This window comes from Streptomyces sp. NPDC055815 (assembly GCF_053616475.1).
Genome location: NZ_JBSHDU010000016.1, coordinates 51,811 through 68,322, shown reverse-complemented (window position 1 = coordinate 68,322; position 16,512 = coordinate 51,811). Strand labels below are relative to the sequence as shown.

Annotated in this window: 14 protein-coding genes; 9 read left to right on the top strand and 5 right to left on the bottom strand. The window is 72.7% G+C overall.

Features of this window, described 5'->3' with window-relative positions; translation table 11 throughout:
• Positions 1–68: 68 nt before the first annotated feature.
• Positions 69–1,019, bottom strand: a complete 951-nt coding sequence (locus ACWGN5_RS13475) for an NADP-dependent oxidoreductase (RefSeq protein WP_453514329.1) — start codon at positions 1,017–1,019, stop codon at positions 69–71.
• A 186-nt stretch (positions 1,020–1,205) separates the two neighbouring features.
• On the opposite strand from ACWGN5_RS13475, the gene ACWGN5_RS13470 reads away from it, so the two are divergent.
• The 4 genes from ACWGN5_RS13470 to ACWGN5_RS13455 all read left to right on the top strand — a co-directional run bounded on the left by ACWGN5_RS13470 (position 1,206) and on the right by ACWGN5_RS13455 (position 7,001).
• Positions 1,206–2,732: a substrate-binding domain-containing protein gene (locus tag ACWGN5_RS13470; protein WP_453514327.1), complete on the top strand. Its 1,527-nt coding sequence runs from the start codon at positions 1,206–1,208 to the stop codon at positions 2,730–2,732.
• 34 nt (positions 2,733–2,766) lie between these two features.
• The gene (locus ACWGN5_RS13465; protein ID WP_453514326.1) at positions 2,767–4,626 is read left to right on the top strand and encodes a serine/threonine-protein kinase; all 1,860 of its coding nucleotides are present in this window, start codon (positions 2,767–2,769) and stop codon (positions 4,624–4,626) included.
• A 269-nt stretch (positions 4,627–4,895) separates the two neighbouring features.
• Positions 4,896–5,921 (top strand): SpaA isopeptide-forming pilin-related protein, encoded by a 1,026-nt coding sequence (locus tag ACWGN5_RS13460; RefSeq protein ID WP_453514324.1) that lies wholly within the window; start codon positions 4,896–4,898, stop codon positions 5,919–5,921.
• Positions 5,922–6,170: 249 nt separating this feature from the next.
• Positions 6,171–7,001, top strand: a complete 831-nt coding sequence (locus tag ACWGN5_RS13455; protein WP_453514322.1) for an oxidoreductase — start codon at positions 6,171–6,173, stop codon at positions 6,999–7,001.
• Positions 7,002–7,068: 67 nt separating this feature from the next.
• Here the strand turns inward: ACWGN5_RS13455 and ACWGN5_RS13450 are convergent, their stop codons facing one another.
• Positions 7,069–8,352 carry an adenylosuccinate synthase gene (locus ACWGN5_RS13450; protein ID WP_362363217.1) on the bottom strand — a complete coding sequence of 428 codons (1,284 nt, stop codon included), beginning with the start codon at positions 8,350–8,352 and terminating at the stop codon, positions 7,069–7,071.
• Between the two features lie 110 nt (positions 8,353–8,462).
• Between ACWGN5_RS13450 and ACWGN5_RS13445 the strand changes: the two genes are divergently transcribed.
• Entirely contained in the window at positions 8,463–9,287 is an 825-nt protein-coding gene (locus tag ACWGN5_RS13445; RefSeq protein ID WP_453514320.1) for a diacylglycerol kinase, read from the top strand.
• A gap of 42 nt (positions 9,288–9,329) precedes the next feature.
• Positions 9,330–10,769, top strand: a complete 1,440-nt coding sequence (locus tag ACWGN5_RS13440) for a hypothetical protein (protein WP_453514318.1) — start codon at positions 9,330–9,332, stop codon at positions 10,767–10,769.
• Here ACWGN5_RS13440 and ACWGN5_RS13435 read toward each other — a convergent pair.
• Positions 10,757–11,275, bottom strand: a complete 519-nt coding sequence (locus tag ACWGN5_RS13435) for a GbsR/MarR family transcriptional regulator (protein ID WP_453514317.1) — start codon at positions 11,273–11,275, stop codon at positions 10,757–10,759. The genes ACWGN5_RS13440 and ACWGN5_RS13435 overlap by 13 nt on opposite strands.
• A gap of 74 nt (positions 11,276–11,349) precedes the next feature.
• Here ACWGN5_RS13435 and ACWGN5_RS13430 point away from each other — a divergent pair, with 74 nt between their 5' ends.
• Both ACWGN5_RS13430 and ACWGN5_RS13425 read left to right on the top strand, forming a co-directional pair.
• Positions 11,350–12,249, top strand: coding sequence for an ABC transporter ATP-binding protein (locus ACWGN5_RS13430; protein ID WP_453514316.1), 900 nt, complete (start codon positions 11,350–11,352; stop codon positions 12,247–12,249).
• On the top strand, positions 12,246–13,814 hold the full coding sequence (locus ACWGN5_RS13425; RefSeq protein ID WP_453514313.1) for an ABC transporter permease: 1,569 nt from the start codon (positions 12,246–12,248) through the stop codon (positions 13,812–13,814). The genes ACWGN5_RS13430 and ACWGN5_RS13425 overlap by 4 nt, the downstream gene beginning before the upstream one ends.
• Positions 13,815–13,848: 34 nt before the next feature.
• On the opposite strand, the gene ACWGN5_RS13420 is transcribed toward ACWGN5_RS13425, so the two are convergent.
• The gene (locus ACWGN5_RS13420; protein WP_453514311.1) at positions 13,849–14,301 is read right to left on the bottom strand and encodes a MarR family winged helix-turn-helix transcriptional regulator; all 453 of its coding nucleotides are present in this window, start codon (positions 14,299–14,301) and stop codon (positions 13,849–13,851) included.
• A 143-nt stretch (positions 14,302–14,444) separates the two neighbouring features.
• On the opposite strand from ACWGN5_RS13420, the gene ACWGN5_RS13415 reads away from it, so the two are divergent.
• Positions 14,445–15,296, top strand: a complete 852-nt coding sequence (locus ACWGN5_RS13415; RefSeq protein WP_453514309.1) for an alpha/beta fold hydrolase — start codon at positions 14,445–14,447, stop codon at positions 15,294–15,296.
• 14 nt (positions 15,297–15,310) lie between these two features.
• Here ACWGN5_RS13415 and ACWGN5_RS13410 read toward each other — a convergent pair whose 3' ends face one another.
• Entirely contained in the window at positions 15,311–16,507 is a 1,197-nt protein-coding gene (locus tag ACWGN5_RS13410; RefSeq protein WP_453514306.1) for a cytochrome P450, read from the bottom strand.
• Between the last annotated feature and the right edge of the window lie 5 nt (positions 16,508–16,512).

Below are 16,512 nucleotides of genomic sequence, written 5' to 3'. Positions count from 1 at the left end.
TGAAAGAGATCTTTCTTCCTCAACCAAAGTTGAGGTCCAGTCCCCTCTCCCTGTGACCCCGGTCACCCTCAGATCATCAGGATGATCCGGCCCGGCCGGTGCCCCGCCTCGGCCCTGCGGTGCGCCTCCGCGACCTCCTCCAGGGGCATCACGTCGGCCACCCGGGTGATCAGCTCGCGGTCCGCCACCTTCCGCAGGCTCTCCGTGAGCCGGGCCGCGTCCGGGACGGCCCGTACGGTCTCGACGCGGATGTCCCGCTCGGCGGCCGGCACCCGGTCGGGGGCCAGCGCGGCGAACGCGCCGCCGTCCTTGACCACCGGGAGCAGCTCGGCGCCGATGAGCGCCCCGTCGAAGACCCCGTCGACCCCGTCCGGGTCGCCCGCGCGCACCTTCGCGACGATGTCCTCGGGGATGCCTCGCGGCACGACGTGGTCCGCGCCGATGACCCGCAGTTCGGGCTCGTCGCCCTCGTGGGCGACGGCCACGACCCGCAGCCCGGCCGCATGGGCGTACTGGACGGCCAGGCGGCCCACCACCGCGCTCGCACCCGTCACGAGCAGGCTCGCTCCCGCCGGAAGGTTCAGCCGTTCGAGGCCCTGCTGGGCGGTGGCCGAGGCCAGCGGCAGCGACGCGGCCACCGTGAAGTCCACGTCCTCCGGGATCGGGGACAGCCACTCCGGGTCGGCCCAGATGATCTCGGCGTACGTGCCGTCGCCCGTCAGCATCTCGAACCAGGGCACGAAACCGGCCACACGGGTGCCGACCGTCATCCCCGGCTCTCCGGGCACGGGATCGAGCAGCTTGCCCGCGAAGTCCGTCCCGAGGACGAACGGGGGCCTGAGGTCGCCGACCGCGTCGGCGTACCGGCCCGCGCGGATCCGCAGGTCGGCCTGGTTCACCCCGGCCGCCTTCAGGGCCACCCGTACCTTGCCCGGGACAGCCCCGGCCTCCGGCTTCGGCCGGCGGGCCATGCGGAGGACCTCGGGTCCGCCGTAGGCGGTCACTTCGACGACGCGCATCGGGTACTCCTCAGACGGAAGGCCCCCTCGTGGCCATTACACCCACGCTCCACAGCCCCGGGCAACCTCTGTCGGTCCACCCGGGGAGCCGCCTCCGCGAGGCCGCCGCTGAACGAACGGCGAAGTCCAGGTGGCGGCCCGCTACGCCGCCCCCGCCCTCGTACAGGCGTGCGTACCGTCCCGGCCATGGAGTGGATAACCGCAGAGAACGTCATCGCCGTGGGAACGGCCCTCGTCGGTGTCCTCGTCACGCTCGCCGTCGTCTGGATCGACCGGTTCTCGCCGCAGCGCAAGCGGCTCGGCTACCGCGTGCAGCTCAACACCCCGCTCCACCGGGAGGAGAACCAGGACAGCGAGGTCATGACGGTGCGGGAGGGCCAGGTCGTGGGGATGGCCGCGCCCGCCAACGGATCCACGCTCGTCCTCCTCCGCATCGAGAACGACCGCGAGCTCGACATCAGCTCCGAGGACTACGGCGCCGCCGCCGACCCCCACGGACTGAAGATCACCTTCGGCGAGCGGACCGTCCAGGGCGTCGTCGCCACCATCCCCTCCGCCTGGGATGCCGTACGGGAGGACCTGGAGCGCTCCCCCAAGCTCGGACGGAACGACAACGCCGTCCTCGTCCCCAAGGTCGCCCTCGAACGCGGCCAGTACTTCAAGCTGCTCGTCCAGCTCTCCGGCGGCGTCGCCGACCGCGACATCAAGATCGACGGAAGCCTCCAGGGCGGCTCCATCCGGCGCAACCGGAGCACCACCCCCGACGAGAAACCGGCCAGGTTCAGCCCCACCGCCCGGACCGTCACCCTCGTCCTCACCGCCTGCGTCATGGCCCTCGCCGTGATCATCGTCCGCGAGCAGAACCCGCCGCCCATCGGCTGCGCCCGCGGCAGCCTCACCGTCACCGGCTCGACGGCCTTCGCACCCGCCCTGCGGGCGGCGGCCGAGCAGTACGAGGAGGACTGCGAGGGCTCCACGGTCACCGTCGACGTGCACGGCTCCACCGCCGGCATCCGGGAGCTGGCCGCGGCCGGACCGCACAAGGACTCCGTCATCGCCTTCTCCGACGGGCGCAAGCCCGGCGGCTACCCCGAACTGCGGGAGAACATGGTCGCCGTCTCCCTCTTCACCGTCGTCGTGAACGACGGCGTGCCCCTCGACGACCTCACCCTCGACCAGATCCGGCGCGTCTACCGGGGCGACATCCGCAACTGGGGCGAGCTCGTCCCCGGCGTCGACCGGCCGGTCCTCCTCGTCAGCCGCGACGCCAACTCCGGGACCCGGCAGGTCTTCCAGCGCCGCGTCCTCGAACGCAACGAGCCCGCCAACTCCTCCCAGGACTGCCAGACCTCCGACGACCCCGAGTCGAAGGTCATCCGCTGCGAACTCGACTCCACCGAACAGGTCCTCGCCACCGTCGCCAGACTCCCCGGCGCCCTCGGCTACTCCGAACTCCGGGCCACCGACGGGCGCAAGGGCCTGCACCGGGTGGCCGTCGACGGCCGGCGGCCCCTCGTGGACGAGATCGGCACGTCCCCCTACCCGTACCGGGAGATCGAGTACGCCTACACCTGGGGGCTGCCCCCGACCGACTCCCTGACCGCCAGCTTCCTCACGTACCTCCGGTCGGGGCGCGGCCAGGACGTCATCAGCGCGCACGGGCACCTGCCCTGCGCGACCCCGAAGGGGCTTCCGGTGTGCGGAGAGGGCTGATCGCCGATCTCCTCGTCTGGCATGCTCTGGCGACGTGGAGTCATTGAACGCGGAAGATCCGGTCAGCGTCGGCCCGTTCCGTCTGATCGGCCGCCTCGGGGTCGGCGGGATGGGCCGGGTGTTCCTGGCGCGCTCGGCCGGCGGGCGGACCGTCGCGGTCAAGGTGGTGCACGCGGAACTGGCCGCCCAGGACGAGTTCCGCCGCCGGTTCGCCCGCGAGGTCGCCGCCCTCGAACGGGTCGGCGGCACCGGCACCGCGCCCGTCCTCGGCTCCGACACCACCGCCGAGGCGCCCTGGGTCGCCATCGGCTACGTACCGGGACCCTCGCTGCGGACCGTGGTCGGCGACGAGTTCGGGCCGCTGCCGCCCGCGACCGTCCGGGCCCTCGCCTCCGGGCTGGCCCGCGCCCTCGACCACATCCACGCCGCCGGACTCGTCCACCGCGACCTCAAGCCGTCGAACGTGCTCCTCACCGTCGACGGGCCCCGGATCATCGACTTCGGCATCGCCCGCGCCGTCGACCACGTCTCCGACGGCGGCAACCTGACCAGCACCGGGGCCGTCGTCGGCTCCCCCGGCTTCATGTCGCCCGAACAGGTCCGCGGCGACCAGGTCTCGCCCGCGTCGGACGTCTTCTGCCTGGGGTCCGTGCTCGCGTACGCGGCGACCGGCCGCGCTCCCTTCGGTACGGCGGACAGCGGCGTCCACGCCACGATGTTCCGCATCGCGCACGACGAGCCCGACCTGACGGACCTGCCGCCCGAGCTGTCCGGACTCATCCGGGCCTGCCTCGCCAAGGACCCGGCGACCCGGCCCTCCGCGACCGAGATCGTCGAGACGCTCCCGGTCGCCGACCCGTGGCTCCCGGCGGACGTCCTGGCCCGCCTCGGCCGGCACGCGGCGCAGCTCCTGGAGGCGGAGGGGAGCGGTGCCTCCCCGGTCTCCGACACTCCCCCGCCGCCCTCGGCGGCCACGACCCCCAGCACGCCCGCCGCGCCCCGGCGCCGGGGCCGTACCGCGCTGCTCGCGGCCGTCACGGCGCTCGTCCTGGCGGCGGCGGCCGGCGCCGCGTACACGTACTGGCCCAGGAACGGCAGCACCACCGGGGGCGGGGGCGGCGGCAAGAACGGCACCACCAGCCCCGTCCGGCCCGCCACCGGGATCGTCCCCGCCGCCTTCCTCGGCGCCTGGGAAGGCGTCCTCAAGGGCAAGCCGGACGCCCCGTACGAGACCAGCCGGATCGAGATCACCCAGGGCGCGGCCGGCGCCAAGGCGGCCGTCTACACCCACGTCACCGGGGAACAGCTCTGCATCGGCCGGGCCACCCTGATCTCCGCCACCGACAGCGAACTCGTCCTCGGCGAGGCCGAGATCACCGAGAGCGTGCCCGCCCAGCGCTGCACCCCGGCCGCCCGCCAGACCCTCACCCTGCGCTCGAACGACGTCGTCGAATGGGGCTCCGGCGTCGCCAAGGCCACCTTCCAGCGGGTCAGGACCGGTACGGACATCGTCCCCGCCGCGTACGTCGGCCGGTGGAAGCAGGCGCCGGACACGGTGACCCAGCCCGACCCCGACCGCTGGTCCTACGAGCTCACCATCACCCAGGGCCCGGTCGGCGCACCGCTCGTGCGCTTCGAGCAGGCGTACCCGCGCATGGACGACCAGGGGAACCAGCTCTCCGGCACCGTCCGCTGCGCCACCACCGCCGTCGTCGGCGGCGCGGGCTCCCTGCTCGTCATCGGCCCCGAGACCCGCGACCCGGACACCTGGGACCCGGACTGCGCCGAGAACGGCTCCAGCAACCTCCGCATCGTCCGCCACCAGGGCAAGGAACGGCTCCAGGTCTACGGCATGAGCGCGGACGGCGAACCGGCGGAGTTCGTCCGGGAATAGCCGGGCGCCGCCGCTTTCGGCGGCCCCTGTTTTGTTCACGCTGAAACAAGGTGAATTCCGAAAGGGCATGCACCCGATTGCCTCACTCCGCAGCCGGGCATCTGCTCCAAGTGGGTTTGCAGATTCGCCGATTCAGCCGCTGATCTCGCGGTCACACGCAGATGAATAGCGTGGTGCACGTCATATCCATCCCCTTTCCCGCAATACTGCTCGCCGGTCGAGACCGTGGCCAAAAGGCCGGGCCCGGCATCGAAAGGCGGAGTATTTTCATGACACTTATCGCGACCCGACGGAGACGCGCGGCGCTCGTGGCGACCTTCGTCACCATGGGCGTCACGACGGCCCTCGCCGCACCCCTCGCCGACGTGGGTGTGGCCGCCACCAAGCCGCGGGTCGCAGAGGCGCCGACCAGCCCGGGCAACGTGACGCCGGTCTTCGTCAACGACAACCAGCCGAGCTGCGCGAAGTCCATGGGGTCGATCCCCGGGATGTTCGAGTTCAAGTACGAGCCGGTCACGGACGGGACGAAGCAGATCGTCGTGCCCGCCGGCATCACCGGCTCGGGAACCGTCACCATCGACGTCTCGAACACCGTCCTGGGCCCGGTGTTCGCCTTCCAGCTCAATGGCGACTTCGCCGCCATCGGCGTGATCGCCAAGGGCGGCCCGGTCGCCAACTTCTATGACTACCGTCCCGGCGGCCGGACATCCGACGGGAATCTCCATTCCCCGGTGAACCCGAACAACCCCAACGGCCAGTACTACGGCCTCAGCCACGTCAATTTCTGTCTCATCAAGAACAAGGGCGCTCTCAAGATCCTGAAGAAGAGCACCAAGGAAGGGAACCCGCTCGTCCGGAACGCCGGCGCGCGGTTCCACGTCACCGGCCCCAACGGCTACGACACGATCGTGACCGACGACACGACCATGGCGGCTCCCGACGAGGACCCGACCATCGGCGAGGTCTGCATCTCGGGGCTCGCGCCCGGCAACTACACGGTCAACGAGGACGCGCCTCCGCCCGGCTACGGCAACGCCGGCCAGACGAACGTGGTGAAGACCGTCGTCCCCGGCACGAACTGCACGTCCAACCAGCCGGCGTACGGCGCCACGGCCGTGTTCACGAACCCGCCGCTCGCCGACCTCCTGGTGCGGGTGGACGACGCGGGATCGGGCGAGACCAACTCCAAGATCATCTGCGACGGCCACAGCGCCGGCTTCTCGAACCCGGCGATCCTGAACGTCGAGGGCCTGCCGCCCGGCGAGTACGACTGCAAGATCATCGTCGACCCGTGACCGACGCCGCAGCGCGGCTGAGGGCATGAGCCCGGAGGGGGGGCGGGCCCAGGCGGGCGGGGCGCCCCCCCCCCGGCGGGGGCCCCGCCGGGGGCCGGCCAGCCTCGCGGGGCTGTGGCCATGCGCCGGGTGGGGCGACGGACTAGGGCGTCCGTCGCCCCTCCGCCGTTCCGTCTCCCCGGCGGATCGCGTCCATGCAACGGGCTTTTGCGGCAAGCTTGTTGGGACACCAACGAGGGGAACACGCACATGAGCAAGGTCTGGCTGATCACGGGCGCCAACAGCGGCTTCGGGCGCGCCTTCACCGAGGCGGCGGTCGCCGCCGGGGACGTGGTGGTCGCCGCCGCGCGCCGCGCGGGCACCCTGGACGACCTGGTCGCCGCCCACCCCGACCAGGTCCACGCCGTCACCCTGGACGTCACCGACCTGGCCGCCGTCGACCGTGTGGTGGCCGAGGTCGCCGAGCGGCACGGCCGCATCGACGTCCTGGTCAACAACGCGGGCCGCACCCACGTCGGTTCGGTCGAGGAGACCGGCGACGAAGAACTGCGCTCGCTCTTCGACGTGCACCTCTTCGGCCCCGCGGCCCTCACCCGCGCCGTCCTGCCCCATATGCGGGCTCGCCGCTCCGGCGCGATCGTGCAGCTCAGCAGCGTCGGCGGGCAGGGTTCGATGCCCGGCTTCGGCGCCTACAGCGCGACGAAGTTCGCCCTCGAAGGCCTGTCGGAGGCGCTGGCCGCCGAGGTGAAGCCGCTCGGCATCCACGTCCTCATCGTCGAGCCCGGCGCCTTCCGCACGTCCCTCTTCGGCAACGGCAGCCTCAGCGTGGACACCATCGCCGACTACGCCGACACCGTCGGCGCCACCCGCGCCTTCGTCGAAGGCGGCGACGGCGGCCAGGCCGGCGACCCCGCGAAGGCCGCGGCGGCGGTCCTGACCGCGCTCGCCGCCGACGAGCCGCCCCTGCGGCTGGCCCTCGGCGAGGACTCCATCGACATGATCCACGCCCACCTCGACCAGGTCCGGGCGGACCTGAACGCCTGGGACAAGGTCGGGCGGGACACGAAGTTCGACGCCTGACCGGACACACGAAAGGGCCCGCACCCTCGGGTGCGGGCCCTTTCGGCGTGCCTACATGCCTACATGCCTACAGGAAGGAGTTGATCTCGATCGTCTCCGTGCGGCCGGGGCCGACACCGATCGCGGAGATCGGGGCGCCCGACATCTCCTCGAGCGCCTTCACGTACGCCTGCGCGTTCTTCGGGAGGTCCGCGAAGGTCTTCGCCTTCGTGATGTCCTCCGACCAGCCCGGCAGCATCTCGTAGATCGGCTTCGCGTGGTGGAAGTCGGTCTGCGAGTACGGCAGCTCCTCGACGCGCTTGCCGTCGATCTCGTACGCGACGCAGACCGGGATCTGCTCCCAGCCGGTGAGCACGTCGAGCTTGGTGAGGAAGAAGTCCGTCAGGCCGTTGACCCGGGTCGCGTAGCGCGCGATGACCGCGTCGAACCAGCCGCAGCGACGGTCACGGCCGGTGGTGACACCGCGCTCGCCACCGATGCGGCGCAGCGCCTCGCCGTCCTCGTCGAAGAGCTCCGTCGGGAACGGGCCGGCGCCGACGCGGGTCGTGTACGCCTTGAGGATGCCGATGACGCGGGAGATCTTCGTCGGGCCCACGCCCGCACCCGTGCAGGCGCCGCCCGCGGTCGGGTTCGAGGAGGTGACGAAGGGGTACGTGCCGTGGTCGACGTCGAGCAGGGTGCCCTGGCCGCCCTCGAACAGCACGACCTTGTCCTCGTCCAGCGCGTTGTTGAGGATCAGGGTGGTGTCCGCGACGAACGGCTTGATCTGCTCCGCGTACTGGAGCATCTCCTCGACGATCTGCGCGGCGTCGATCGCCCGGCGGTTGTACAGCTTGGCGAGCAGCTGGTTCTTGCCCTCCAGCGCCGCCTCGACCTTCTGGGTGAGGATCGACTCGTCGTACAGGTCCTGGACCCGGATGCCGACGCGGTTGATCTTGTCGGCGTAGGTCGGGCCGATGCCACGGCCCGTGGTGCCGATCTTGCGCTTGCCGAGGAACCGTTCCGTCACCTTGTCGAGGGTGACGTTGTACGGGGTGATCAGATGGGCGTTGCCGCTGATCAGGAGCTTCGACGTGTCGACGCCGCGCTCGTTCAGTCCGCTCAGCTCGGAGAGCAGGACCGCCGGGTCGACGACGACACCGTTTCCGATCACCGGGGTGCACCCCGGGGAGAGGATTCCGGAAGGGAGGAGATGCAGCGCGTACTTCTGGTCGCCCACGACGACCGTGTGGCCGGCATTGTTGCCGCCCTGGTAACGCACCACGTAGTCCACGGATCCACCGAGCAGGTCGGTGGCCTTTCCCTTGCCCTCGTCACCCCACTGAGCACCGAGCAGCACAAGTGCGGGCACAGGCGTACACCCCTTCCGGGTGGGGCATGTCCAAGGTCAGGGGGCGTACGCCGCCTCACCGGTGTGCCCCGGAATAGACGAAGCCCCTGGCGCAATAGCGCAAGGGGCTCTTGCACAAAGATGCTACCCGAGGAAGGACCGAGGTGTCGGATCACGACCAGCTGCTGGTCATCGTCGACCCGGTCGCCCGCCGAATGGACGGCGAGTCCGTACGGATCGCGAAAGATGTGCTGTCCGCGGGCGCGGAGGCGAAGATCTGCCTGCCGGACGGCCCCGAAGAATTCTCCCGGGCCCTGGCCCGGCGCGGTTCGCGGCGCCCCGTCGTGCTCGGCGACGACCGCACACTGCTCCGCACGGTCGCCCTGCTGCACCGCGAACGGGAGCTCGCCGAGGGGGCCCTCTCGTTCGTCCCGATCGGCCCCCCGGACGCCCTGGAAGTGGCCCACGCCCTCGGCGTGCCGCGCTCCACGCCCGCGGCGGCCCGGGTCGCCCTGCACGGCGCCGTACGCCGCCTCGACCTGCTCGTCGACGACAGCGACGGCGTCGTCCTCGGCGACCTCCTGGTCCCGGGCGCGCCCCTCCCCGTCGCCGCCGCGCCGTCCGTGTGGGGCACCTGCCGCTCCCTCGTCCGCACCCTGGTCCGCCCGGCGCCCGCGCCCGTCGCCCGGCTGCGGGTCGAGGCGGACGGGATCCTGCTCGCCGACGTCGACGCGCCCCTTGAGGGCCTCACGGTCCGGCCCGTCGGCGGTACGGCCGAGGTGACCGTCCACCCGGCCGCCGCCCCCGTGCGGCACGCGACCGCCCGCACGGTCACGGTCTCGGGCCCGGACTTCCGCTACCGCGCGGACGGGCGGCTGACGGGGCCGGTGCGACGGCGGACGTGGACGGTGCGGGCGGGGGCCTGGGGGCTGACACTGCCCGTGGAAGCCGCATAACCTCACCAGCGGGGACAAGCACTCAGGGGTGGGGGACGTGCGATGACGCGTGCGGAGACGCAGGCGGTGACGTCCGCGCTGGACGTCGAGACGACGGCGCGGGCGCTGGAGCGGTACCGGAGGAAGGCCTCCGTGCTGACCGGCGCGGGGGCGGTGCTGCTCGTCCTGGCCCTCGCCGTCGGGGAGCTGCTCGGGGGGACCTGGGCCGGCCAGGCCGCGACCGGGCTCTGCCTGATCGGCATCCCCTCGCTGGGCGCCGGGATCGGCTCCTGGTTCAACGCGTGGCGGATGCGGCGGGCCCTCGGCTCGGGCACCTGGTCGGCGCACCCCGCCGTGGCGATCGGCGACGGCCGGACCGCGACGACCGTCGTGCTGCGCTCCCCGGACCGCTCCGAGGCGTGGCCGCTGACCGTGATCGCGACCCGGCAGCGCTACGAACTGGTGCGGCCGGGACCGGACGGCGTGCTGTGGTGGTGCGGCGACCCGCGCGCGGGCGGGGTCCTGGCCCCGCCCGGCGGCGGCGAGCTGATCTGGGCGAAGCGGGTGCGCCACGCGCACGTGCGGCGCCGGGTCGTCGCCCGCGCGGAGGCGGAGGGCCTGATGCACCGGGCGTCACCACGACAGCCGGAGTGGCAGGGGGCGGCGCTGGATCGGGTGCTGGGGCTGGAGACCGTCACCCGGCCCGGTCCTGTCACGGTTGACGGCCGCGACGAGGACAGCCGTGTCGACGGCCCCGACGAGGACAGCCGCGTCGACGGTCCTCCCGTACGGCTCGACAAGGCGCCCCCCGTGCCGCCGGCCGGGCCCACCTACGCCGAGCTCGTCGAGCACGCCCGCCGGCAGGCCGGGCCCAAGGCCTCCCGGGCGCCGCGTCGGGAGGCGGACGTGCGCGAGGTGGCGTGGTGGCGGGTGCGGGGCCTGCGGCGGGCCGCCGGACTGCACCGGGTGCTGATCGCGCTCACCTTCTGCACGGCCGTGGGCGCCGTCGCGCTGACCGGGCCGCCGGAGGAGGACCTCCCGAAGCTGTACGCCGTCGGCGCGCTGGTCGTAGTCGCGCTCGTGTACTCCGTCCACCGGCTGCTGACCTTCGGCAGGCCGTCCGTGCGGCTGCTGGCCCGGGCCGCGACCGCCCCCGTCCACATCCTGCGCCGGTACGTCCTGCTGTACGACCCGCAGGGCGGCGGGCCCGTCCTGGTGCTCTTCCCGATGTACGGCGGCTGGAGCGCCGGGCCCGAGGCGGTGATCCCGCTGATCCCGCCGGGTCCGCAGAAGGATCTTCGCCGCGGTCTGCCGTCCGCGCCCGCGGGCAAGGTCGCGCTGCACGGCTGGCTGGACTTCACCGTGGACGGCCGGGCGTACGTGGTGCCGTGGATCGAAGGGCGCCCGCTGTGGCCGGCGGGGACGTACCACGAGCCGGACCGGCAGGAGTTCGCCGTGCTCCTCGACCGGCTCGCCCCGCCCCTGGAGGCTCAGGCCTCCTGAGGGCCCTCGGCCGCCCGCGTCTGCCTGCGGGCGCGCCAGCGGTCCATGATCCCGGCCATCTCGCCGTGCAGGAAGGCGAAGAACTCCGCCGTCTCGGCCGTGCGGCGGCCGGCCGCGGTGTCGGGGCCCAGGGTCTCCGCGCCCTCCTGGAGGACCTTCTCCCACCGCACCAGCACCTGGTCGCGGCGGGTGAAGGTCTCGTACCAGAGCTCGTTGTGGAGGACGTACCGGTCGCGGCGCGTGCCGGGGTCGCGCTCGCGGCTGACCATGCCGACCCGGGTGAGGTAGCCGACCGCGCCGGAGACGGCCGCGGGGCTGATCTTCAGGCGTTCGGCGAGTTCGGCCGAGGTCAGGGACGCGCTCTCCGAGGCGAGCAGCGCCGCGAAGACGCGGCTCGCCATGCGCTGCATGCCCGCCGCGGTCATCTCCCCCGCGAAGCGCTCGACGAAGCGGGACACCGCTTCCTGGTCGCCGCCTTCGGTCTTCGTCATCTCGCTCTCACCCATCCCCTGACTCTATCGAAGGGTTTCTACGCTTCCTTAACTTCACAAATTTGTGAAACTACCGTACGTTCAGAAGCATGACGAAGGCAATCAGCGTCGTCGGACTCCACAAGTCCTTCGGGCGCACCCACGCGCTCGACGGCCTCGACCTCACGGTCGAGACCGGCGAGGTCCACGGCTTCCTCGGTCCCAACGGCGCCGGGAAGTCCACCACCATCCGGGTCCTCCTGGGCCTCCTCCGCGCCGACTCCGGCGCCGCGCAGCTCCTCGGCCGCGACCCCTGGGCCGACGCCGTCGAACTGCACCGCCGCATCGCGTACGTCCCCGGTGACGTCACCCTCTGGCGCAACCTGTCCGGGGGCGAGGTCATCGACCTGTACGGGCGGCTGCGCGGCGGCGGAGGCCTCGACAAGGCCCGGCGTGCCGAGCTCATCGAGCGCTTCGAGCTCGACCCCACCAAGAAGGGCCGCACCTACTCCAAGGGCAACCGGCAGAAGGTCGCCCTGGTCGCCGCCTTCGCCGCCGACGTCGACCTGCTCGTCCTCGACGAACCGACCAGCGGCCTCGACCCCCTGATGGAGGAGGTGTTCCAGGACTGCGTGGAGGAGGCCCGCCGGCAGGGGCGGACGGTGCTGCTCTCCTCGCACATCCTCAGCGAGGTCGAGGCGCTCTGCGACCGCGTCAGCATCGTCCGCAAGGGCCGGACCGTCGAGTCGGGTTCGCTCGCTGAGCTGCGCCACCTGACCCGTACCAGCGTCACCGCCGAACTCGCCGGACCGCCCAACGGCCTCGCCCACCTCCCCGGCGTCCACGGCTTCGACCTGCGGGGCGACCGCGTGTCCTTCCAGGTCGACACCGACAAGCTCGACGCCGTCCTCCGCTCCCTGACCGCCTCGGGCGTACGGAGCCTGACCTCCACCCCGCCCACCCTGGAGGAGCTCTTCCTCCGCCACTACACCGACGAGGCGACGTCATGAGCCTCGCCGGCACCGGACCGCTCACCCGGCTCGCCCTGCACCGCGACCGGCTGATGCTGCCCGTCTGGGCGGTCGTCACCGGCGGCATGGTCGCGAGCGGCGCCGGCTCCCTGGAGGGGCTGTACGGGACGGCCGCCGCACGCGCCGAGCTCGCGGCCTCGATGACCGCCAACAGCTCGATGCGCGCGATGTACGGGCCGGTCTTCGGCGACTCCCTCGGCGGGCTCGTCGCCTGGCGCTTCGGCACCTTCGGCGCGGTCCTCGCCGCCGTCGCGAGCCTGATCGTGGTCGTCCGGCACACCCGCGAGGAAGAGGAGACGGGCCGTCAGGAGATGCTGTCCGCCGGGGCGGTGGGCCGCAGGGCCCCGCTGACGGCGGCCCTCCTCGCCGCGCTCACCCTCAACACGGCCGTCGCCCTCGTCGTCACCGCCGGCCTCGCCGGACAGGGCGCGGCCGGGGCGCTCGCGCTCGGCCTGGCGATCGGCGGCACCGGCATGGTCTTCGCGACCACGGCCGCGCTCGCCGCCCAGCTCACCGAGAGCGCCCGGCTCGCGAAGGGCCTGTCGGCCGGCGTCCTGGGGCTGGCGTTCGCCCTGCGGGCGGCGGGGGACTCCGGAAGCGCCGACGGAAACTCCGTCCTCACCTGGCTCTCGCCGATCGGCTGGGCCGAACACGTCCGCGCCTTCGCCGGCGAGCGCTGGTGGGTGCTGCTCCTGATCGCCGCGGCCGTCCTGGTCCAGACGGCGGCGGCGTACGTACTGACCGCCCGCCGGGACGTCGGCGCGAGCTTCCTCGCGACCCGGCCCGGCCCGGCGGAGGGGCGGCTCGCGTCCGCCGGGGCGCTCGCCTGGCGGCTCCAGCGCGGCACGCTCCTCGGCTGGTCGCTCGGCTTCCTGCTCGGCGGGCTCGTCTTCGGCGGGATGGTCGAGGGCGCGGCCGACATCGTCGGCGACAACGAACGGGCCCGGGAGATCTTCGAGCGGATGGGCGGCCAGAACGCGCTGACCGACGCGTTCCTCGCCACCATGGTCTCCCTCTTCGGGATGCTCGCCGCGCTGTACGCGGTCGGGTCCGTGCTGCGGCCGCACGGCGAGGAGACCTCGGGGCGGGCCGAACCGCTCCTCGCGAACGCCCTCGGCCGGGTCCGCTGGGCCGCCGGGCACCTGGTCATCGCCTTCGGCGGCTCCGTCCTGATCCTGGCCCTCGCCGGACTCGGCCTCGCCCTCTCGTACGGGCACGACCTCGGGCCCATCCTGGGCGCCGCGCTCGTCCAGCTCCCGGCCGTGTGGACGCTCGCCGGGCTCGCGGTCCTGCTCTGGGGCGTGACGCCGAAGGCGGCGGCCGCGGGGTGGGGCGTGGCCGGGCTCTGCCTGGCCCTCGGCTGGATCGGACCGGCGCTCGGGCTGCCGCAGGGCGTCCTGGACCTCTCCCCCTTCGGCCACCTGCCCAAGCTGCCGGGCACGGAGCCGGCCTGGGGCCCGGTCCTGGTCCTGACGGCCCTGGCGGCGGCCCTGACGGCGGCGGGGCTCGCGGGGCTGCGGCGGCGGGATGTGGCGGCGGGCTGAGGCTCCCTGGGGCCGGGTCGCCGCGGCCGATCCGTCAGGAGCGGGCCGGGGAGGCCGGCATGAGTGTGCGGGCCAGTACCTCCAGCGCCTGGGTGACCTCACCCAGGCGCTGCGGGTCGTCGGACCCCAGCGCCGCGGCGAGCGCGCCCTCGATCCGGGTGGCCCGCACCTCGGCCACGCGCTCGGACGCCTCCGCGGCCGGGCGCACGAGCACCCGGCGCCGGTCGGCGGGGTCCGGCACGGCCTGCACCGAACCGGCCTCCTTCAGCCGGGCGACGGCGGTGGACACCTGGCTCTGCGGCAGACCGGTCCGGGCGGCGATCTCGCCCACGGCGCTGTCGGGATGGGCGGCGATGTCACCGGCGACGATGAGGACCAGCCGGGCGCTGCCAGCGTACCGGCCCTCGCCACCGGGAGGCTCGGGCAGCGCGTCCTCGCCGATCTTCATCAGGAGGCGGCCCAGCAGGAACAGTTCGGCTCCATTCACCTCGTCAACATACATCGAACTGGATTCATCCCAGCGGATGCATCTGATTCGATGCATCGGTATTGATGTATCGAGTTGGATGGAATAACGTTGTTGAGGAGGACGGGGGGCGCGAAGCCCGCCGCACACGAAGGGGGAGCACCATGACCACGACCACCGCCGCGACCACCACCGTCGGCACGCTGGACGTTCCCGGCGCGGTCCTGCACTACCAGGTCCGCGGCACCGGCCCGACGCTGCTGATCTCGCAGAGCGGGGAGGGCGACGCCGACCGCAGCACCGACCTCGTCGCCCGGCTCGCCGACTCCTACCGCGTGATCACCTACGACCGCCGCGGCCTCTCCCGCAGCCGGCTCGACGCCCCGGAGCGGGGGGCGACGCTGACGGAGCACGCCGACGACGTCCAGCGCCTCCTCGCCGCCCTCGCCGACGGACCCGCCCTGATGCTCGGCTGCAGCCTGGGAGCGGTCATCGGGCTGCACGCGGCCGTGCGCCACCCCGGCCTCATCCGCACGCTCGTCGCGCACGAGCCCGTCGCGCCGCGCCTGCTGCCGGACGAGGAGCGCGCCCACCACGAGCAGGAGCTCACCGCCCTCCAGGGCTTGTACGACCAGGGAGGTCTCGGCGCCGTGCTGCCGGAGATCGCCCGGACCCTGGGCATCGACACCACCGGCGCCGACGCCGAGCCGGGCCTGACGCCCCAGCCGATGGACGCCCGGCGGATCGCGAACTTCGACCACTTCATCCGCCACGACTTCGGCGCGATCGTCCACGACACGCTCGACACCGGCGCACTGGCGGGCACCGGCACCCGCATCGTGCCCGCCGCCGGACGCACCACCCCGCGCACCGTCTTCGACCACCAGTGCGCGACCTCCCTGGCCGGGCTCGTCGGCCGGGAACTCGTCGAGTTCCCCGGCGGCCACAACGGCAACACCAGCCACCCGGAGGCGTACGCGGCCCGTCTCCGCCAGGTCCTGGCGGAGACATGCTGAGCCGCAGGGCCGGGTCAGACCTCCACGAGCAGCTCCTCGAAGCCCCGGATGACGTAACCGGGCTTCCACACCGGCTCCGCCGAGAGCTTCAGGCCCGGCGCCTGGCGCAGCAACTCGCCGAAGACGGCGGTCAGTTCCAGGCGGGCCAGCGGGGCGCCCAGGCAGTAGTGGATGCCGGCACCGAAGGTGATGTGCGGGTTGTCGGCCCGTTCGAGGTCGAGGACGTCGGCGGTGGGGCCGAAGCGGGCGGGGTCGCGGTTGGCGGAGCCGAAGAGGAGGGCGACCTCCGAGCCGCGCGGGAGGGTGACGCCGCCGAGCTCGATGTCGTCGAGGACCCAGCGCTCGAACATCTGGAGCGGGGTGTCGTAGCGCAGAAGTTCTTCCACAGCTGTGGACAACTTTTCGGGATCCGGACGCACACCCTCCTTGAGCAGCGTCCACCAGCCGTTGACCGTGGTGTTCACGGTGGCCTCGTGGCCGGCGTTGAGGAGCAGGACACAGGTGGAGATCATCTCCTGTTCCGTCAGCTCCTCCACCGCGATCAGGGACGAGATCAGGTCCTCCCCCGGGGTCTTCCGCCGACGCGCGATCAGTTCCCGCAGGTAGTCCGAGAATTCGACGGAGGCCTGGACCGCCCGCCGGGCCGTCTCCTCCGAGGGGTTCAGTTCGAACATCCCGCAGATCGCCGCCGACCAGGGCCGCAGCCGCGCCCGCTCCTCGTCCTCGGCCGGGATGCCGAGCATCTCGGCGATCACCGCGACCGGCAGCGGCTCGGCGACGGCGGACAGCAGGTCGCCGCCGCCCGCCGCGACCAGATCACCGACCAGCCCGGCGGCGAGGCGCCGTACCGTCGGGGCCAGGTTCTCCACGGTCCTCGGCGTGAACGCCTTGGAGACCAGCCGCCGGATCCGGGTGTGGTCGGCGGCCTCCAGATCGAGCAGCCCGTGGTCGTTGAGCGTGTGGAACGGCTCGTACGCGGCGTCCGGCGCCGTCCGCCCGAACTCCTCGTGCGTGAAGCGATGGGTGTACGTCCGGCCGAGCCGCCGGTCGCGGAGGAGCGCGGACACGTCCTCGTAGTGCGGGATGAGCCACTGGCGGGTGGGGGCGTGCCAGTGGGCGCGGCCGGCGGCGCGGAGCCGGGCGTAGGCGGGATAGGGGTCGGCGACGAACTCGGCCGACCAGGGGTCGTACACAGCGTCAACAGCGTCCATGACCG